We start from the raw sequence: 20,168 nt of genomic DNA, 5'->3' as shown, positions 1-20,168 counted from the left end.
AAATCTTCATCGGGCGCGGGCTCTTCTGCGCGCGTGAACGCCTGTCCCCCCATTGCCGGTCCGCGCCGCCGCTTCCTGTTCCTCCAGGGGCTGGCGAGCCCGTTCTTCGCGCGGCTCGGCGAAGCGCTCGCCCAGGCCGGCCACGTGGTCGAGAAGATCGCCTTCAACGGCGGTGACGCGATGTTCTGGCCGCGCGCGCGCATCCGCGACTACACCGGCACGCCCGAAGCCTGGCCCGCCGCGCTCGCCGCGATGCTGGCGGCGGACGGGGTGACCGATCTCGTCCTGTTCGGCGATGGCCGCGCCTGCCACGCGACCGCCATCGCCGTGGCGCGGGACCAGGGCATCCCGGCGTGGGTGTTCGAGGAGGGCTACCTGCGGCCCGGCACCATCGCGCTGGAGCTCGGCGGCGTGAACGTCGCCTCGCCGCTGCCGCGCGACCCGGCCGTGATCCGCGCGATGGCGGAGGGACTGCCGCCGGTGCCGCGCGAGGATGGGCCGGGCGAGCCCTTCCCGCGCCGCGCGACGCTCGACATCGCCTACAACATGCGCGTCACCGCCGCGCGCGGGCGCTTCCCGCACTGGCGCACGCATCGTGGCTGGAACGTGTTCCACGAATATCTCGGCTGGGCGCGGCGCGGCGCGCTGAAGCCGCTGCGCGAGCGTGCCTCGGCGCGTTCGATGGCGCGGCTGCTCGGCGAGGCGGAGGCGCATCCCTTCATCCTGTTCCCGCTGCAGCTCGAAGGCGACTACCAGGTGCGGCGCCATTCGGACCTGGCCACGGTGCGTCATGGGGTGGAGCGCGCGATCGCCTCGCTGGCGCGTGGCGCGCCGCCGGCGATGCGCCTGGTGGTGAAGGGGCACCCGCTCGACAACGGTCTGGTGCCCTGGGCACGGATCGTGCCACGCATCGCGGCGCGCGCGGGCGTCGCGGGCCGGGTCTTCTACCTCGACGAGGTGGCCTATGGCCCGCTGCTCGCGGCCAGCCGCGGCGTGCTGACCATCAACAGCACCGCCGGCCTGCAGGCGCTGCGCGAGGGCAAGCCGGTCGCGCTGATGGGGCGCGCGCTGTACGGGCTGCCGGGGCTGGTCTGGCAGGCCTCGATCGATGATTTCTGGGCGGCGCCGGCGGCACCCGACATGACCCTGGTGGACGCCCTGCGCCGGGTGCTGATGGCGCATGCGCTGATCCCCGGTGGCTTCTTCGCCGAACCCGCCATCGCCCGCGCGGTGGCGGGCGCGACCGCGCGGCTGCTCGCCCCGGCGCATGCGAACCCCTGATGGTACCGCGAAGCCTGGTGATCTCCGGCGCCTCGCGCGGGCTGGGTGCCGCGCTCGCGCTGCGCTTCGCGGCACCCGGGGTGACGCTGCGCCTGGTCGCGCGCGGGGCGCGGGCGCTGACCGCGGTCGCCGGCTGCTGCCGGGCGCGCGGTGCCGCGGTCGATTGCGCCACGATCGACGTGCGCGACGCGGCGGCCCTGGGCGCACAGCTCGCGGCTTGGGATGCGGCAGTCCCCATCGACACCATCGTCGCCAATGCCGGCATCTCGCGCGGCCGCACGCCCGAGGGTGGGCGCGAGGGGCACGATGCCGCGGCCGAGCAGGTGGCGGTCAACCTGCTCGGCGCGATGAACCTGATCGAGCCCCTGCTGGACGCGCCCGGGCTGCGCCGCGTGGCGGTGATCGGCTCGCTTGCCGGCTTCGTCGGCCTGCCCGATACGCCGGGCTACTCCGCCTCCAAGGCCGGGCTCATTGCCTATGGCGAGGCGCTGCGCGTGGCGCTGGCCCCGCGCGTCGCGGTGACGGTGGTGGCGCCGGGCTTCTTCGAGAGCGCGATGTCGGCCCGCTTCCTCGGCGCGAAGCCCGGGATGCTGTCGCTGGAGGCTGCGGCGGTGAGGGTCGAGCGCGCGATCCGCAGCGGTGATCCGCGCTGCGCTTTCCCGCCCGGCCTCGCCTTGGGGGTGCGGTTGCTGCCGCTGCTGCCGGCGCGCCTCTCCGACTGGATCCTGCGGCGCGAGCGCTTCCGGATCGCCCCGGAGTGATCGCGCAGCTGTTCGCCGGCGCGGCGCTGGCGCTCGGCGCCTGGCTGGTGCTGCGGCGTGGGCGCGGTGGGCTGAGCTGGATGGCGCTCGATTTCGCCCCGGTGCTGGCACTGGGCTGCGCCGCACTCGCGCTGACCGCGCGGCCGATCCTGTCGGGGGTGCTCGTCGCGGCGCTGCTCCTGGCGCTCGCCATGGTGGATCGCGCGAAGCGCGCGGCGCTCGGCGAGGGGCTGGTCTTCACCGACCATGCGCTGCTGCCGCTGGTGGCGCGCCACCCCTCGCTCTACCTGCCCTTCCTGCCACGCAACGCAGTTCCGCTGGGCGTGGCCGGCTTCGCGGCGTTGCTTGCGGGGCTCACCGCGATGGAGCCGGCGCACGCGGTGCCGCGCCTCCTCCTCGCCGCCGGCGCGATCCTGCTCGTGCTGCTGCTGCGCCGTGCCGAGGTCTTCGCGACCCCCTCCGGCGACCCCGACACCGATGCGGCGCGCTTTGGGCCGCTCGCGACCCTCGCGCTGCACCGGGCGGTCGCGGCGCGGGAGCGGCCGGCGCGGCAGGCGGCGTTGTTGCCGACACCCGCCACGCTGCGCGGAGTGGTGCCGCACCTGGTGCTGGTGCAGTGCGAATCCTTCTGCGATCCGCGCCGCTTCGCCGGGCTTCCCGCAACGGCGCTGCCGCATTGGGACCGGCTCCGCGCGGCGGCCCTGGCGCACGGGACGCTCGCCGTGCCGGGCTTCGGCGCCAACACCATGCGCACCGAGTTCGGCGTGCTCTCGGGCGTGCCGGACGCGGCGCTCGGGCTCGACCGGTTCAATCCCTATGCGAGCTTCGCGCGCCGCCCCGTCCATGGCCTGGCGCATGCCCTTGCCGGGCATCGATCGGGCGTTCTGCACCCGTTCGACCGGCGCTTTTTCGGGCGCGACGCCGTGATGCCCTGCCTGGGCTTTACGGCCTTCGACGCAGCCGAGGCCTTCGCGGATGCCCCGCGCGTCGGCGCCCATGTGGCGGACGCGGCTCTCGGCGCGCGGGTCGTCGCGCAGCTGCGCGCCGCGACCGGACCGGTGTTTCTGTTCGCGATCACCATGCAGGCGCATGGTCCCTGGCCCGGCGCGGATGGCGAGGCCCAGTGGCTCGGCCACCTGGCCGATACCGACCGGATGCTGGGCGCCATCGCCGACGCCGCCGCGGGCCTCGATCGCCCGCTGGTGCTCGCTGCCTATGGCGACCACCGCCCTGCGTTGCCGGCGGCGCGCGGCGGGCAGGACACGGATTTCCTGGTCTGGCGGAGCGATCGGGCTGCCCAGGTCGCGGCGCGCGCGCTCGACACGGCCGCCCTGCATCGCGCGGTGCTGGCCGCGCTCGATGAAATCCGGGAGCTCGGAGACTCTCACGTATGAATGAGCGAGACATCCGCAACAGGAGTGTAATACAACCGCCCTCGTAACGGCCTATGATGGCCCTACGAGATCAATTCGGGCTGTTGGTGAGATTGCGCCCGGTCGGCGCAACCGGTGCGAGGATATGGACAATGAGTGAATACGACCAGGATGGCCGCCTGTTGCGGATCGAGACGACGCTCGGCGCCAACAAGGTCCTGCTCATCGACCTGGAGGGCACCGAGGCGATCTCACGACCCTTCCTGTTCCGCATCACGATGGAGACGCAGGAGCCCGAGGCGAAGGTGCGGGAGATGCTGGGCGAGGCCGTCACCCTGTGGATCGGCGCCTCCGACGATTCCGACGCGCGCCCGATCCATGGCCATTTCCGCCGCATCTCGCGCCAACACACCAAGACCAACGACAACCACGTCTGGCAGGCCGAGGTGGTGCCGGCCCTGTGGTTCCTCTCGCGCAAGGCCGATTGCCGCATTTTCCAGAACATGACCGCGGTGCAGGTCCTGGAGAAGATGTTCAAGGCGCACGGCGTGCAGTTCACCGACAAGCGGACCAACGCCACCTATCCGACGATGAAGTACTGCGTCCAGTACCGCGAGACCGCCTTCGATTTCGTGTCGCGCCTGATGGAAGAATTCGGCATCTTCTACTGGCATGAGTTCGAGGCGAAGAAGCACACCCTCGTCTTCTCCGACGTGAACATCAAAGCCAAGATGATGAAGCCGGACACGGTGACCTATGGCGGGGTCGCCTCGGGCGAAAAGCTCGACTGGCTGACGCGGGATATCGATTTCCGCTCCGGCGCCTTCGCCATGCGCGACTTCAACTTCAAGACGCCCGGCACCATGATGGCCGCGCGCGAGCCGACCTCGCTGGCGGTCCCGCGCATGTCCGACCATGAGGTGTTCGACTATCCCGGGCGTTACCAGACGCCCTCGCGAGGGAGCGCGGTGGCGCGGCTGCGGATCGAGGCCGAGGAGGCGCATTTCAGCACGCTGAGCGGCGGCGGCGACACCAAGTCCTTCGCGGCCGGGTGCCGGGTCAATATCGACGACAGCGTCGTCAACGAGAATAAGCTCCATCTCATCACCGAGGTACGGCACTCCGCGCGCGACACCAGCTTCTGGGTCAAGTCCGGCGGCCATGACAGTCACTACAAGAATGAGTTCGCGGCGATCGAGGCGACGGTCCCCTACCGACCGCTGCGCCTCACCCCGCGCCCGATGGTGATGGGGCCGCAGACCGCGACCGTCACCGGGCCGCCCGGAAGCGAGATCCATACCGACGAGTTCGGCCGCGTGAAGGTGCGCTTCCACTGGGACCGCAACCCCGATGGCCACAGCGACACCAATCCCTCCTGCTGGGTGCGCGTCTCGCAGGGCTGGGCGGGCAAGAACTGGGGCATGATGCACATCCCCCGCGTCGGCCATGAGGTGGTGGTCGACTTCCTCGAGGGCGATCCCGACCGGCCGCTGGTGGTGGGCCGCGTCTACAACAACGAGAACATGCCGCCCTGGACGCTGCCGGCGAACAAGACCCAGTCGGGCATCATGAGCCGGTCCACGCTCGGCGGCGGTGCCGCCAACGCGAACATCTTCCGCTTCGAAGACAAGAAGGGCTCGGAGCAGATCCTGCTGCACGCCGAGAAGAACCTCGATACCGAGGTCGAGAATGACGAGACCCATTGGGTCGGCCACGACCGGACGACGACGATCGACCATGACGACAAGCTTCTTGTGAAAAACAATCTCACCACCGAAGTGAACGCGAACAAGAAGACCACCGTCGGCGGGAATTTCGAGGAGACCATCACCGGAAACGAGAAGCGCACCGTCTCGGGCAAGGTCGACGAGACCGTCACCGGCAACTACACCATGACCGTCAATGGCCGGCTCAACATGCTCGTCGCGCAGGGCGTGGGCATCACCACGCCGCTCGACGTGACCGTCACGAGCTCCACCGGCGTCACTGTCATCGCGCCGACCAAGACGACGGTCGCGCCCTCATGGTTCAAGTCTGGCGCGGCATCCGGTGACGCCTATGGCTTCAAGATGGGCATCGCGGGGATGAAGATGGACATCGTGGGCTTTGCGCTCGGCATGATCGTGCTGAAGATGGATTTCGCTGGAATCAAATTCGACACCTTCGGCATCGCGATCAAGACCGGCGGGCTCGAACTGAAGAATGCCACGCTCAAGGCCAAAACCTACGCCTTCACCATGGCTGCCGGCTTTCACATCAAGACCTGAATGGACGACGAGACGCTCATGCGCGGCTATTGGCAGCTCGGGCTGATCGCCTTGGCGCTCCTGACTGTCATCATCGGCATCCCCGCCGCTGTCTTCGGTCCCGGCTACCTGCGCCACCGCAACGAGGCGCGGCTGCGCAGCGAGGGCGTGTCCGCAATGGCGCGCATCCTCGCGCTCGAGGATACCGGCAGCCGCTTCAACGCCTCGCCCGAGATGATCGTGCGCGTCATGGTCACGCGCGACGGCGCGGCGCCCTGGGAGGCGTCCTTCCGGCGTGTCTTCGAGGTGCAGGACATCCAATTCTTCGTCCCCGGGCGGACCATTCCGGTGCGCTACGATCCCTCCCAGCCGGCAGTCGTGGCCTACGCGCCATGAAGACCATCAAGCCGATGTCGCTCGGCATCCTGCATCGGCCGATCGAGTTCCAGCGGCGTTTCTTCCTCGGCATCGCGAGCACCATGTTCTGCCCGATGGACGAGGCGCCCGGGATCCTGGGCGAGCTTGCGATGTGGAAGTTCCTGGCCACGGTGCTGCCGCCGGAAATCCCGCTCGACATGGCCCTGCCCAAGACGGCGGCCGAGTTCCTGGTCACCGGCAGCGCGTTTTCCCCCAATGGGCAGCGGGTTCGCGCGGTCCCGGTGTCGGCCACGCTTGGCACGTTGACCAAGCGTCTGATGGCCGTCGGCGACCGCTACATCGAGGATGGCCGCGCGAGCGAGCCGGTACCCTTCACCGAGATGCCGATGGGCTGGGACCGCGCCTACGGCGGCCCCAAGGTGGCCGAGAACCCGCTCGGGCGCGGCACCGAGGAGATGCCGCTGCAGGGCATCGGCTACCGCATCCCCCTGCCCAACGTGGTGGAGGCCGACCGCTCCGCCCGCGCGCAGGCGCCGGTGCCGCTCAATTTCGGGCCCATCGACATCGCCTGGCCGCAACGCGCGAAGCTCGCCGGCACCCATGACAAGCGCTGGCTGGAGGAGGATTTCCCCGGCTACGCGCGCGACATCGACTGGCGCATGTTCATGGCCGCCGCGCCCGACCAGCGCTTCGCGGGCTATCTGCGCGGCGACGAGGCCTACACCATCGAGAACATGCACCCGACGCAGCCGGTGCTGACGGGGCGCTTGCCGGGTGTGACGCCGCGCATCTTCGTCGAGCGCAAGGGCGGCGCCGGGCTGGAGGAGGTGCCGCTCAACCTCACCACAGTGTGGTTCTTTCCGAATGTGAAGCGGGTGGTCCTGATCCATCATGGCCGCGTGCGCGTCGCCGAGGAGGATGCCCGCGACATCCTGCGCGTCGTGCAGGGCTGCGACCCGATCGGCGCGCCGCGGCCGGTCGCCGATTTTGCCGAGGTCCTGGCTCGTCGCCTCGACCCCAAATACGGCACGATCGAAGCGCTGCGCGACAGCGCCCTGGTACCCGCCCACCTGATCGTGCCGGACCCGGATATCGAGGCCTCCAAGGCACAGCTCGCCACCGAGGACCTGGTGCAGAAGCGCCTGCGCCGGCGAAAGGAGCTCGAGATCGAGCGTGATCGCGAACGCATCCGTGCCCTCGGCCTCGACCCGGACAAATACGGCATGCCCGCACTGCCGCCCGACGAGCCCGAGCCGACGCTCGAGACGCTGCCGGCCCGCATCGAGGCGGCCGAGAAGGAAGCCGAGGCCAAGCGCATCGAGGGCGAGGCCTTCATCGCGGCGCAGATGGAGCAACTCAACGTCACCCTCGCCGCGCTCGGCCTGCCCAAGCAGGAACCGGCGGAGCGCAAGCTGACCGGGCCGCCGAAATTCTCCGCCTCTGGCAAGCGGCGAGAGCTCGAGGAGGTCGCCATCATGCTCGAGAGCCAGGGCGAGGACGCCTCGATCCTGCGCAACCAGCTCGCCGACACCGCGGCGATGGAGAGCTGGGACAAGGCCGAGGAATCGGTCCGCGAGGGCTATCGCCAGGGCGCGCATGAACAGAACCCCGTGCCGCGGCTGGGCGCTTCGGCCAATGCCGCGCTGCGTGCCTGGCTGCTCGATGGGCGGCGCGAGGCGAAGCGCGCGGATTGCTGCGGCGCCGACCTTTCAGGTGTCGACCTCTCCGGCATGGACCTCTCGGAGGCCTGGTTCGACGGCGCCGATCTCAGCGGCGCCAACCTCACGCGCGCGCGGCTCGACCGCGCCGTGCTGGCGCACGCCAATCTCGAAGGCGCGCGGCTGGCGGGCGCGCGCCTGAAGGAAGCCAATCTCGGCCGCGCCCTGCTGCGTCGTGCCGACCTTTCCGGCGCCATTCTGCATGAGGCGCTGCTGCACAATGCCGACCTGACCGGGGCCAATTTCCGCCGCGCCGATCTCTCCGACGCGCATCTGCACGAAAACCAGCTCGGCGGCGTCGATCTGTCCGATGTGATGGCGCATCGGCTGTTCGTCGCCAATGCCAGGATCGAGGGGTTGGTCGCGATCGGCGCCGACCTCGACGGCGCGATGTTCGTCAGCTGCGAGCTTGCCGGTGCCGATTTCTCCCACGCCAAGATGCGGACCGCGACCTTCATCTCGGCCAAGGCACCGGGTATCCGCTTCACCGGCACCGACCTCACCAAGGCCGTCTTCGTCGAGGCCTGCGAGCTGCCGGGCGCGGATTTCAGCGGCGCGCGTTGCGAACAGGTCAACATGCGCGGCACCATCATGCCCGGGGCGGTGTTCACCGGCGCGCTGCTCGATGGCGCCGACCTCTCGGATGCCGATCTCGGCCAGACGATGTTCGACCTGGTCCGCGCCCGCAACGCCCGCTTCACCGTGAGCAACTTCATGGCCGCACGGCTCACGCGCTGCGACTTCAAAGGCGCGAGCTTCGCGCGCGCCGACCTGCGCGGCGCCGACCTCAGCGATTCCAGCCTGTTCGAGGTCGACCTCGGACGCATCCTGGCGGATTCCACCACACGCTACGAACGCATCCAGCGCACCCGCACCAAGCTGGTGCCGCGCCGCGCGCCGCCGGTGCCGGCATGACCCGCGCCATCCTCGAATCCCTTGTCGCCGATGGCGAGATCATCGGCCCGCAGCTAAGCTTCGCCGGCTTGGACCTCGCGCGCGCGGACCTCTCGGGTGGCATTTTCGAGGGCGCGGACTTTACCGGCGCCGACCTGCGCGGCGCGAATTTCCGCGAGGCGATGGTGACCAAGTCCCGCTTCGAGGGCGCCGATCTCTCCGGCAGCGACCTCGCGCATGCGAGCTTCGTCGAATGCGCGATGGTGCGGGCGAACCTCGCCAGCACAAAGATGAGCCTCGCCAATTTTGTCACCTCCGATCTTACCGGCGCGGCGCTGCAGAGCTGCGACATGACGGATGCGAAGTTCGTCGAATGCGTGCTGGAGGGGGCGGGCTTCAGTGGCTCGCGTCTGCTGCGCACCGGGCTGCTGAAATGCCGCACCGTTGGCATGGACCTGAGCGGCCTGTTCTGGGAAAGCGGCGCCATCTTCGAAGGCGACCTCTCGCGCGTCGCGATGGGCGGCACGCGCTTTTTCCGCGCCGTATTCAAGGATTGCTCGCTCGCCGGCGCCAGCTTCGCAGGCATCGAGTTCGAGGGCTGCCAGCTGATGGATTGCGATCTCACGGGATGCGATTTCTCGCGCTGCAACCTCAAGCAGACCGGCATGATCAAGTCGATCCTGCACCACGCGAATTTCGACGGCGCGCGCATGATGATGGGCATCTACATGGAGGCGCAGCTGCAGAACGCCTCCCTCCGCAGCGCCGACCTCACCAACGCGGTCTTCGCCAAGGCTGACCTGAGCGAAGCGGATTTCGCGGGAGCGCGCCTCTACCAGGCGATCTTCCAGGACGCGAATGCGCCACGCGCGAAATTCACCCAATGCGACATGACCTATGCCGATCTCAGCCACGCCAATATCGAACAGGCCGACTTCGCGGGTGCGACGCTGGCCCGCGCGGTGCTGCACGGCGTGAACGACCGCAACGCCAATATCCCGAACCGCCGCCAGGCGATGCCGCCCGATGTCGAACGCACCGAGGCCGACAACTGGCAGACCCGCTGGAAGAAGCCATGATATACCGTGAAGGAGGAGCGCCGCGATGAACGCCCTGACCCCGATGACCACGCCGGCCGCCGAACAATTCTGCGCCACCATCATGGGACGCGATGGCCAGCACCTGCTTGTCGAGCGCGATGGCTCCGCCCAGACGGTGCGGCGCGCGCTGTCCTGCCTTGTGCAGCCGGAACCGGGCGACCTCGTTCTGCTCGGCGGCCCCGCGACGCGGCCCTTCGTGCTCGCCGTGCTGGATCGCTCCGGCGCCGCGCCGCTGCGCATCGCAGTCGAAGGCAATATCGAGATCGCGGCCGATGGCGGACGCCTCACGCTCACCGGCGACGCCATGGTGATGGCCGCGCGCACAGGGCACGTGCTGGTCGACGACCTGGCGCTGACCGGCGAGAAGGTGACCAGCCGCTTCGGGCGCATCTCGGTGGTCGCCGAGGCGATCGAGAGTCTCGTCACCCGCCTGCTCACCCGCGCCAAGCGCAGCTACCGCTTCGTCGAGGAGACCGAGCAGCTGCGTGCGCAAAACATCGACCAGCGCGCCTCGGGGCACCTGCACCTGCGCGGGCAGACCGCGGTGCTGCATGCCGGCGTCGTCGTGAAGCTCGACGCCGCCCAGATCCACATGGGCTGAGGGAAACACCGATGTTCGCCAACACCCAGATGATGGGCCTCGACCTCGCCTTCCCCGATGTCTGCATGACACCGGCGGTGCCGCCCGTGCCGATCCCCTACCCCAACATCGCCCTGGGTCCGACCGCGATCCCGAGCCAGGTGACGACGCTGATCATGGCGATGCCGGTGCACAACATGGCAACCGTCACGCCGCTCTCGAACGGCGACAATGCCGGCGTGCTGACCGGCGTGGCGTCGGGAATGGTGATGGGGCCATCGCGCCACCTGCTCGGCTCCTTCACCACCATCATCGGCGGCATGCCGTGCACGCGGCTCACCTCGATCACGCTGCAGAACAGCACCAACATGGTCGGCTGCCGCCTGGTGCCGAGCCAGGTGACGATGCTCGTCCTGGCCCCCTAGATCGGGCCGCCATGGATGCGCCAGCGTCCGGTCACCGGCGCCGGCAGCCGCGCCATCAGGGCCAGCATCGCGGCGTTGTCCTCCAGGATCCAGCTGATCTCGATGCGCCGCCAGCCGCGACGCTCCGCCGCGTCGAAGGCGGTGGACAGCATCATCGCCGTCGCGGCGGAGGATGCCAGCGTGCCACGGAACGCGCGGCTGACCCCCAGCATCGCGATCCGTGCACTGCCGACCCTGCCGAACAGCATCGCCGGCAGCATCCGCCAGGACCCGCGCGCCTCCTCAATATTGGGCAGCATCGCCAGCACGCCGATCGGGGCGCCGTCCCACTCCGCGAACAGGATCACGCTGGTGCGCGCGATGGGGCGCATGATTTTCGCGATCGCCGCCGCTTCCGCATCGCCGATCGGCATGAACCCCCAATTCTCGGCCCAGGCGTCGTTGAACAGTGCGGCAAGGCGCGCGACCTCCGCTGGCCAATCGCGCGGATCGAGTGCGCGAATGCGCAGCCGCGCATCGAACCCCGAGAGCAGACGCGCCGCGCGCGCGCGATGAACCTCCCGCGCCAGGTCGAGCGTGCAGGCGACCACGTCCTTCTCCGGCGCCAGGCCCTGGGCTTCGAGCATCGGCGACAACCAGGGCGGGTTCCGCGGCATGCGCAGCATCGTAGGGCTGTCGAAGCCCGCGACCTGCACGCCCACCTCGTGGTTGATGGTGAAGGAAAGCGGGCCGCGCAGGCGAGTCATGCCACGCGCGGCAAGCCAGGCGCGCGCGGTATCCAGCAGCGCGGCCAACGTCGCTCCGTCCTGCTCTACCTGCAGGAAGCCGAAGCTGCCGATGCCGGGGCCACCGCCATCGACGCAGGCGGCGATGCGGCCCACCGCGCGAGAGCCACGCCACGCGGTCCAGCCGGAAACGGGGAGCGGCGAGAGGCGGAATGCCTGGCGCATCTCGTAAGAAAGCAAGCTTGGAGGGAATGAATTCCCTCCAAACCACCCTTCTTTAATTTTTATCAATGGGGCGTCCCTAAGCGGCCTGCGCGGCATCGAGGGCGGCCGATGCTATGACGGCGGCGGCCGTGCGCAGCTCGGCGGGATCGTGGTCGGCGGACAGGAAGAAGCGCAGGCGCGCGCTCGACTCAGCGACGGCGGGGAACAGGATGGGCTGCACGTTGATCGCGCGCTCAAACAGGGCGGCGGAAAGCCGTGCGGCACCGATGGAACTGCCCGTGATCAACGGGACGATGGCAGCGCCCGCGGAAGCGCCCGTGTCGAAGCCGCGTGCGCGCAATGCGTCGCGGAACAGGGCGGCATTCGCCTGCAGCCGCGCCACGCGCTCCGGCTCGGCATGAAGGATGCGCAACGCCTCGGTCGAGGCGGCGGCGAGCGCGGGGGGCATCCCTACCGAATAGACGAAGCCCGGCGCCGAGTGCCGCAGCCAATCCACCAGGTCGCGATTGCCGGCGATGAAGCCGCCACAGCCGCACAGCGTCTTGGACAGCGTGCCCATCCAGATATCGACCTCGCAGGGATCCACGCCCGTGTGCTCGAAGATGCCCGCGCCGGTCGCGCCCAGCACGCCCAGGCCATGTGCCTCATCCACCATCAGCCAGGCATCGTGGCGCCGCGCCATCGCGGCAAAACGCGCGAGGTCGGGTGTGTCGCCATCCATCGAATAGTGACCCTCGATGAGGATCAACGCACGCCGCGCACCCTGCCGCGCGGCGGCCAGCTCGCGCTCCGCCGCCTCGGCATCGTTATGCGCGAAGGCGATGCGGCGCGCGCCCGACAGCCGCGCGCCCTCGAGGCAGGAATTATGGATCGCGGCATCATGCACCAACAGGTCGCGCGGCCCGAGCAGATGCCCGAGCACGGTGACGTTGGTGGCGTGCCCGGAGACGAAGGCGAGCGCCGCATCCTGGTGGTAATGTGCCGCAAGCGCCGCCTCCAGCGCGCCATGCACCGGCCGCTCGCCCGACACCATGCGCGATGCGGAGGCGGAGACGCCGTAGCGCGCCGTCGCCTCGGCCACGGCGCGATGGATGCGCCCATCGCCGTTGAGCCCAAGATAGTCATAGGACGAAAAATTCAGGCAATCGCGACCATCGATGACGCTGTGGGCGCCGGCGATGCCGTCATGCGCGCGGAAGAACGGGCTCTCGATGCCCAGGTGCCCCGCCGCCTCGCGGATCACCGCCATCTCCCGCTGACCGGGCAGGTCGCGAAAGGCGCGGCCCGGCGCCGCCTCGGGCGCGACCACGCCCTTGCGCCGCGACAGCCGCTGCAGCAAGGCGAGCTTGGCGGTTTCCGAAAGCCCGAAGCCGGTTCTCACGTCACGCTCTCCGGCGGTTCATAGGCGTCCATCATCGTCTTCACGAGCCCGGTGTCGCCCTCATCCCATATCGCCCCGGCGATGCGCGTGGCGAGCGTCGCGATGGTCAAATCCTCGGTCACGGCGGCCAGCGGCACCTGCACGCCCAGCCGCCGCTCCAGCCCCATGCGCAGTTCCAGCCCGCCGAGGCTGTCGAGACCCAGGCCCGGCAACGGTGCGTCCGCCGGCACCGCATCGGCGGGCAGGCGAAGGATGCGCGCGATCTCCTCCTGCGCGAGGCGGATGAGCGCGGCCCGTGCCTCAGCGCGCGGCAGCGCCCGCAGCGTCGCGCGCAGATCGGCCGGGGCGGCGCTGCCGGGCGCGCTTCGCTCCAGCCGCGCGAAGGCGGGCTCGGCGAAGATCGGCAAGTCGATCCCGGCTCCGTCGCGGGCGAGCCGTACGACATGCACCACCGGCAGCCGCGCCGCGATCAGCGCCGGCAAGGCGCCGAGGGCGTATTGTGCCGTCATGCTCTCCACGCCCAGGCGGCGGGCCAGGGTCAGCGCAGCCTCGCCGCCGGTGGCCAGCACGCCGGCATCCGCGATCGGGCCCCAGCCGACCGCGAGCGCCGGCAGGCCTTCCGCGTGGCGGCGGCGCGCCAGCGCCTCCAGCCCCGCATTGGCCGCGACGTAAGCCGCCTGCCCCGGATTGCCGAATGGTGTCGTTGCCGAGGAGAACAACAGGAACAGGTCGAGCGGATCCTCCCGCGTCAGCCGGTCGAGCAGCAGGGCGGCGTCAAGCTTGGGTGCCATCACCCGCGCATAACGGGCTGCGTCATGCGCGACTGCCGGCGCATCCTCGAACACGGCCGCCGCATGGATGATGCCGCGGATGGGTGGCCCCGCCGCGCGCAGCTGCCGGAGCGCCGCGTCGAGCGCGGCGTCGTCGGTCACGTCGCAGGCGATCAGGCTCGCCTGCGCGCCGAGGGCGGCGAGAGTGCGGATGATCGCATCCGCACCGGGCACGGCACCACCGCGGCGCGACAGCAGCGCCAGGCGGCCGGCGCCGCGCGCCGCGAGGAACTTCGCGGCCTCCAAGCCGAAACCGCCGGTGCCACCGGTGACGACGTAGCAGCCCTCCTCGTCCGGCGCCCAATCCGGCGTGGGCGGTGCGCTGGAGGCGGGCGGCGTCAGCACCAGCTTGCCGATATGGGTGCTCGCCTGCAGCGCGCGGAAGGCTGTCTCCACAGCCTCGGCCGGCAGCACGCGATGCGGCAGCGGCAGCAGCGCTCCCTCCGCCAGGCGCGCGGCGATGTCGCCCAGGATATGCGCCGCGAGCTCGGGACGCGCACGTGGCAGGGCATCCGCGTCGATCGCGTGGTAGGCGATGTTGCGGCGGAGCGCGCGCATCCCGAGGCGGCTGTCTTCGAAGAAATCGCGCTTGCCGAGCTCCAGGAACCGCCCGAAGGGTTTGAGCAGCGCCAGGCTGCGCGCCATCGCGTCGCCGGCGAGCGAGTTCAGCACCACCTCCACGCCTTCCGGCCACTGCGCACGCAGCGCATCGGCGAAGCCCGCGTCGCGGCTGTCGACCACCAGCGCCGCGCCCGCCGCGCGCAGGAAGGCGCGCTTCTCCGCCGTGCCGGCCGAGGCGGCGACCTCCGCCCCCGCCGCGCGCGCGATCTGCAGCGCCGCGAGGCCGACGCCGCCGGCGCCGCCATGGATCAGCACGCGCTCGCCGGGGCGGATGCGGGCGAGCGTCTCCAGCGCATAGGCCGCGGTCAGGAAGGCCACCGGGATGGTCGCGGCGGCGGCGGCGGACAGGGTGTCCGGACGCAGCGCCAGCGCATCGGCGCGCGTCGTCGCGAAGGTGGCGAAGGCGGCCGGGGCGAAGCCGAACACGCGCGCGCCCGGCGCCAGGGCGACGCCGGCGCCCACCGCCTCGACGATGCCCGCGCATTCCATCCCCAGTGTCGGCCCGGCGAAGCCATCGAGCAGCGCCTCTTCGGGCAACAGGCCCTGCGCCCACATCAGATCGCGGAAATTGAGCCCGGTGGCCTCGACCCGCAGGCGCACCTCGCCGGGGCCGGGCGAAGGCGGCGCTGCGGCCGCGCGCCAGGCGAGGCTGCCGATCTGGCCGGGCGCTCCCACCGCGAGCACGGCATCACGCCCCGCCACCGCCTGCGGCAGACCAGGCTGGAAGCGAGGCGCGAGGCGCCCCTCATGCGTCAGCGTGACCTCGGGCTCGCCCTTGGTCGCGAGTTCGGCGCGCAGCCGGCGCGGCATCTCGTGCGGTGTCAGGCCCGCGAGCGCGATCCGACGCGGCGCCAGGCCGGGCATCTCGTTGGCCAGCACGCGCGCGAGCGCGAGACAGGCGGCCGCGCCGGGGCTGCGTGCGGCGTCGCCGAGGATGAGCGTGAGGCTCGCCGCGCTGCCCTCCGCCGCAGCGGCGGCGCGGGTGATGGCGGCGAGCGTCGCCGGGCTGCCATCCTCGCCGCCGAAGATCAGCAGGCGCTGGCCACGCAGCGCGGCGGGCGACGGGGTCTGCGTGATGGCGGCGGGCGTGCCGAAGGCCTCGGCGAGCGGCCAGGCGTCCTGCGTCGCCAACACCAGCGTCGCCGGCTCCGGCGCCAGCGCGGCATCGTCGCGGGGCGGCGCCTCGGCCGCGATCAACCATACGGGCAGCGGTGCGGCGACTAGTGGCGCGACCTCGACGGCCAGCCAGCCGGCCTGCCGCAGGGCGCCGCGCCACGCCTCGGCATCGGGAACGGCAGCGCCGTCCCACCATCCGGGATGCTGGCCGCAGGCGAAATCGAGCAGCCGCGAGGGTGCGGGCTCCGCCAGGAACAGCGCTGCATTGGGGCCGGCAATGCGCCGCAGCGTCGCCGCAAGCGTGGTCCCCGCCGGGCTGGCCAACCCAGGCAGCAGGCCGACGACCAGATCCGCCTCGGCCGCCGCATCCATGACGCACCAGGCGAAATCCACGCCGTCGCGCGGCGGCGGCTGCGCCCCGGCGCGCGCCGTGCCGACCCCGGTGTAGAGGATGCGCCGGCCACTCGCCGCCAGGGCCTCGATCATGATCCGGGTCAGCGCGCCGCCGGCGCCGAGTTCCAGCACCCGAAACGGCCGCTCGATCGGCCAACGCGCGGCGAGCACCGTGGCCGCCGCTGCCAGCACTGCCGCGAGACGCGCATGCGTCGCGCTGTCGGGCGACAGGGTGGCCGCCACCTGCGCCGCGCCGCCGAGCGCGGCGGGCAGGGTCTCCGCCGCATGGGCGAACCAGGCGAGGTCGAGCGCCAGCGCCGGCTGGTCGGCGAGCACGGCCCGCCAGATCTCCATGGCCGGCGGCAGCGGCTCGGCCTCCGCCAGCGCAGCGGCGAGCGGTCCCGTGGCCCCGGGCACGGATTGGGCGGATGCCGCGGCGAAACCATCGAGCAGCAGCGCCGCCTCGCTGAGGTCAAGGCCCGCATCGGTGGCGCGCGCGGCGGCGATCGCCTCGGCCAGAGCGGGGATCGGTGCGCGCCCGGCATCCGGGATCGGCAACGCCTCGAAGCGGAAGGCGTGGGCGGAGGCCGGCTCGCGCCGGGGCAGGCGCAGCCGCTGCAGCCAGAGATCCTCGATCACCGCGACCGGCGTGCCGGTGGCATCGCGCAAGGTGATCCGCGCCGCGATGCTGCGGCTCCCCTCCGCGGTGATCGCGAGCTCGGCGATGGCGGCCGGTGGCGCGTTGCGTCGGGCGCAGAGGCGGCCGATGCGCACCGGCACCAGCCCGTCGCCGCCGGCGCGCTCGGCGAGCAAGCCGACCAGCGCCTGAAAGGCGCCGTCGAGCCGAACCGGGTGCAGGAAGAAGCCGGCATCCGCGGGCGCAGTCTCGGGCAGCTGCAGCGTGGCGCGCGCGGTGCCCAGCGCGTCGTCGACCTCGAGCCCCTCGATCGACCGGAAGGCGGGCCCGTAGTCGAGCCCGCAGCGCGCGGCCAGGGTGGCGACATCGCTGCCGGCGACGCGGCGACGCGCCGCCAGCGTGACCAGTACGGCGCTTGGCAGGGACGGCAGCTGACCCAGCATCGCCCGCGCATGCTGCGCAAAAGGCTCGTCGGCGAGGCGGCGGCGGCTATCGAGCGTGAAGGCGCCATCGGCGAGCGTGCTGCGCAATTCGCGCGCACGACCGGCCTCCAGCGGAACCGCGCGCAGGATGGCGAGGTTGCGGAGTTCCAGCACCGCGGCCTCCGGATGGGCGGCGGCGGCGGCGGCGGCGAGCGCCATCTCCGCGATGGCCGCGGCGGGAAGCACCGCCTCGCCGAGCAGGCGATGGTCGCCGAGCCAGGCATCCTGCTCGGTGTCGAGCATGCGCTGCCACTGCCCCGGCGCGGCGAGGTCGCCGAGCAGCGGGTGGTCGCGGCGCGGCTGCGTCAGGCGCGCGCTTTCGACGGTGATGGGGAAGCGCGTGGCGCGGCGCGCGAAACCGGTCAGTGGCAGCGCCCGGTGCGCCGTCGCACCCGCGAAGCTGCGCGCGCCGCGTGGATCCGCACCCTGCGAAGTGGCGCGGTCGGCGACGGCGGGGAAGGGATCGCGCGCGTTGTCGCGGCGCGTCAGGCTGGGCAGCGTCGCGACCCCCTCCGCGGCCGCGCGCCCGGACTCGCGGATGTAGGATTGCAACACCGGGTTGGGCCCGATCTCGACGAAGATGCGCGCACCCTGCCGCGTTGCCTCGGCGATGGCGGCGTCGAAGCGCACCGGTGCACGTAAGTTGCGCCACCAGTAGTGCGCGTCGAGCGCTTCTCCCTCGATCAGCGTGCCGGAGACGGTCGAGATCAGCGGCAGCCGCGTCGGGCCCGGCGCAAGCGCGGCGAGATCCGCGCGCAGCGCTTCCTCCACCGGGTCCATTGCGGCGGCGTGGAAGGCGTAGTCGAGGTCGAGCACCAGGCAATGCGCGCGCGCCTCCACGGATGCCGCGGCAAGCCGCGCGATGGCCGGCGACGGGCCCGCGATGGTCAGCGCATCGGGCGCGTTGAAGGCGGCGATCTCGAGCCCCGGGCCGCAGGCATCGAGCAGCGGCTGCGCCATCTCCGCCGACAGGCCGAGCGCGGCCATGCGCCCGACCCCGCGCCGCGCGTGCTGGTGCCGGCTGCGCGTCGCGACCAGCATGGCCGCCTGGTCCAGGCCGAGCGCGCCGGTGGCGCAGGCGGCCGCAACCTCGCCCACCGAATGGCCAAGCACCAGCGCGGGGGCGATGCCGTGTTCGGCGAGTGCTGCGACGATCCCGTACTGGATCGCGAAGAGCAGCGGCTGCGCATGGTCGGTCGCGGCCAGCGCCTCGGCGCTGACGCCCTCGCGCAGCAGCGCGAGCGCGGACCATCCCAGATGCGGGCCGAGCGCGGCATCGGCGTCCGCCACGGCGCGGCGGAACACGGGGCTGCCGCGCAACGCCTCGCGCGCCATGCCGGCATATTGTGCGCCATTGCCGGCGAAGACGAAGGCGAGCGTGCCGCGCGCGGCGGTGCCTTCGGCAATGCCCTCGGCTCGGCCATCGCGGAGCCAGGCGGCCAGGCGTTCGGGAATGCCCTCGCCGCGCAGGACGAGGCGGTGCGGGTGCAGGGCGCGGTGGCGGGCGGCGGCGCGCGCGAGAATGCCGGGGTTCGGAGCGCCCGTCGCCCGCAGCGCCGTCACCCAGCTCGCGACCAGCGGCTTCAGACCCTCCGCACTGCGCGCCGAGAGGATCAGCGGCGGCATGGCCTTAGCCGTGTTGGCCGCGACACGCCGCGCTGGCGCCGCGCCGAGGAAGGCGGTGGCGTTGGTGCCGCCGAAGCCGAAGCTGTTCACGCCGATGACGGCATCGTCACGCGCATCGAGCGGCGTCGCCTCCGTCGCGACCGCGAGGTTCAGCCCGGCGAAGTCGATTTCCGGATTGGGGGTCGCGCAATGCAGCGTCGCGGGCAGGCTGCGCGTCTCGAGCGCGAGCATCGCCTTGAGCAGCCCGGCCATGCCGGAGCCAGCCTCCAGGTGCCCGAGGTTGGTTTTCACCGACCCGATCGGCAGCGGCCGCGCGCGGTGCTGGCCGATGACGCGGCCGATCGCCTGCGCCTCCGCCGGGTCGCCCACACGCGTTCCGGTGCCATGCGCCTCGAAGGCGGCGACGCGCTCGGGCGTGATGCCGCCGCGCGCCATGACACGGGTCAGCAGTGCCATCTGCGCGGCGGGGTTGGGCAACGACAGGCCGATGGTGCGCCCGGCCGCGTTCACCCCGGTGCCGAGGATGGTCGCGCGCACCGCTTCGCCATCGGCCAGCGCGTCGCGCAGGCGCTTGACGATGATGACGCCGGCGCCCTCGGCGCGCACATAGCCATCCGCCTCGGCGGCGAAAGCGCGGCAGCGCCCGGTCGGCGAGAGCATGCCGGCGCGCGAGAATCCCATGAAGGCGTAGGGGCTGAGCAGCAGGTTCACGCCGCCGACCACCGCCGCCTCCAGCGCCGGGTCGGCCGCGAGCGCATTGGCCGCGGCGTCGAGCGCGACCAGCGAGGAGGAGCAGGCGGTGTCGAGCATCGCCGCCGGGCCGCGCAGGTCGAAGACATGGCCGATGCGGTTGGCCAGGATCGCCATCGCGCTGCCGGTCATGTGGAAGCGGTCGGCGGCGGCCGGGTCTTCGAGGCGCAGCTCGGCATGGTCGTGGGAGGAGGCGCCGATGAACACGCCGATGGCGCGCCCGGCTAGCCGGTCCACCGGCCATCCGGCATCGTCGAAGGCGTGCTGCGCGACCTCGAGCAGGATACGCTGCTGCGGGTCCATCTCCTCCGCCTCGCGCGGGGAGAGGCCGAAGGCGGCGGCGTCGAAGCCCAGCACGTCGCCGATGATGCCGGCGGCGAAGGAGTAGCTGCGCGACGGTTCGCCGCGGCGGGGGTGCAGGAAGCGGGCCTTGGCGAAGCGGTCCTCCGGCACCTCGGTGACGGCGTCGCGTCCTTCGGCGAGCAGGCGGGCGAAGGCCGCGAGATCCGGCGCGCCGGGCAGCCGGCAGGCCGCACCCACGATGGCGAGGGGCTCGGTGGTCCGCGCCGCCTGACGCCCGCCCGCCGTGCCGCGCGTCGGGGCGCGGCTGGAACGTGTCATGCCGC

At 71.6% G+C, this 20,168-nt stretch carries 12 protein-coding genes; 9 read left to right on the top strand and 3 right to left on the bottom strand.

The window, feature by feature from the left end:
* Positions 1 to 33: 33 nt before the first annotated feature.
* From GXW79_RS04645 to GXW79_RS04605, 9 genes are all read left to right on the top strand, one after another.
* Positions 34 to 1,281: a capsule biosynthesis protein gene (locus GXW79_RS04645; RefSeq protein WP_211873175.1), complete on the top strand. Its 1,248-nt coding sequence runs from the start codon at positions 34 to 36 to the stop codon at positions 1,279 to 1,281.
* Positions 1,281 to 2,042 carry an SDR family NAD(P)-dependent oxidoreductase gene (locus GXW79_RS04640; protein ID WP_246503720.1) on the top strand — a complete coding sequence of 254 codons (762 nt, stop codon included), beginning with the start codon at positions 1,281 to 1,283 and terminating at the stop codon, positions 2,040 to 2,042. Before GXW79_RS04645 ends, GXW79_RS04640 begins: the two co-directional genes overlap by 1 nt.
* Entirely contained in the window at positions 2,039 to 3,436 is a 1,398-nt protein-coding gene (locus GXW79_RS04635; protein ID WP_211873174.1) for an LTA synthase family protein, read from the top strand. Before GXW79_RS04640 ends, GXW79_RS04635 begins: the two co-directional genes overlap by 4 nt.
* A gap of 131 nt (positions 3,437 to 3,567) precedes the next feature.
* Positions 3,568 to 5,682 carry a type VI secretion system Vgr family protein gene (locus GXW79_RS04630; protein ID WP_211873173.1) on the top strand — a complete coding sequence of 705 codons (2,115 nt, stop codon included), beginning with the start codon at positions 3,568 to 3,570 and terminating at the stop codon, positions 5,680 to 5,682.
* Positions 5,683 to 6,057 carry a hypothetical protein gene (locus tag GXW79_RS04625; RefSeq protein ID WP_211873172.1) on the top strand — a complete coding sequence of 125 codons (375 nt, stop codon included), beginning with the start codon at positions 5,683 to 5,685 and terminating at the stop codon, positions 6,055 to 6,057.
* Positions 6,054 to 8,672, top strand: coding sequence for a DUF2169 family type VI secretion system accessory protein (locus tag GXW79_RS04620; protein ID WP_211873171.1), 2,619 nt, complete (start codon positions 6,054 to 6,056; stop codon positions 8,670 to 8,672). The genes GXW79_RS04625 and GXW79_RS04620 overlap by 4 nt, the downstream gene beginning before the upstream one ends.
* Positions 8,669 to 9,730 carry a pentapeptide repeat-containing protein gene (locus GXW79_RS04615; protein ID WP_211873170.1) on the top strand — a complete coding sequence of 354 codons (1,062 nt, stop codon included), beginning with the start codon at positions 8,669 to 8,671 and terminating at the stop codon, positions 9,728 to 9,730. Before GXW79_RS04620 ends, GXW79_RS04615 begins: the two co-directional genes overlap by 4 nt.
* A gap of 25 nt (positions 9,731 to 9,755) precedes the next feature.
* The gene (locus tag GXW79_RS04610) at positions 9,756 to 10,352 is read left to right on the top strand and encodes a DUF3540 domain-containing protein (RefSeq protein WP_211873169.1); all 597 of its coding nucleotides are present in this window, start codon (positions 9,756 to 9,758) and stop codon (positions 10,350 to 10,352) included.
* Between the two features lie 11 nt (positions 10,353 to 10,363).
* Positions 10,364 to 10,756 carry a DUF4150 domain-containing protein gene (locus GXW79_RS04605; RefSeq protein WP_211873168.1) on the top strand — a complete coding sequence of 131 codons (393 nt, stop codon included), beginning with the start codon at positions 10,364 to 10,366 and terminating at the stop codon, positions 10,754 to 10,756.
* Here the strand turns inward: GXW79_RS04605 and GXW79_RS04600 are convergent.
* The 3 genes from GXW79_RS04600 to GXW79_RS04590 form a co-directional block, all read right to left on the bottom strand.
* The gene (locus tag GXW79_RS04600; RefSeq protein WP_211873167.1) at positions 10,753 to 11,637 is read right to left on the bottom strand and encodes a GNAT family N-acetyltransferase; all 885 of its coding nucleotides are present in this window, start codon (positions 11,635 to 11,637) and stop codon (positions 10,753 to 10,755) included. The two genes, GXW79_RS04605 and GXW79_RS04600, sit on opposite strands and share 4 nt — an antisense overlap.
* A gap of 145 nt (positions 11,638 to 11,782) precedes the next feature.
* Positions 11,783 to 13,087 carry an aminotransferase class I/II-fold pyridoxal phosphate-dependent enzyme gene (locus GXW79_RS04595; RefSeq protein ID WP_211873166.1) on the bottom strand — a complete coding sequence of 435 codons (1,305 nt, stop codon included), beginning with the start codon at positions 13,085 to 13,087 and terminating at the stop codon, positions 11,783 to 11,785.
* A complete protein-coding gene (locus GXW79_RS04590; RefSeq protein ID WP_211873165.1) occupies positions 13,084 to 20,163 on the bottom strand; it encodes a type I polyketide synthase in 7,080 nt (2,359 codons plus the stop codon). Before GXW79_RS04590 ends, GXW79_RS04595 begins: the two co-directional genes overlap by 4 nt.
* Between the last annotated feature and the right edge of the window lie 5 nt (positions 20,164 to 20,168).

The organism is Plastoroseomonas arctica, assembly GCF_018128965.1.
GTDB classification, from domain to species: Bacteria; Pseudomonadota; Alphaproteobacteria; order Acetobacterales; family Acetobacteraceae; genus Plastoroseomonas; species Plastoroseomonas arctica.
The sequence above is the reverse complement of the archived record's forward strand: the minus strand, read 5'-3'. Positions and strand labels throughout refer to the sequence as shown.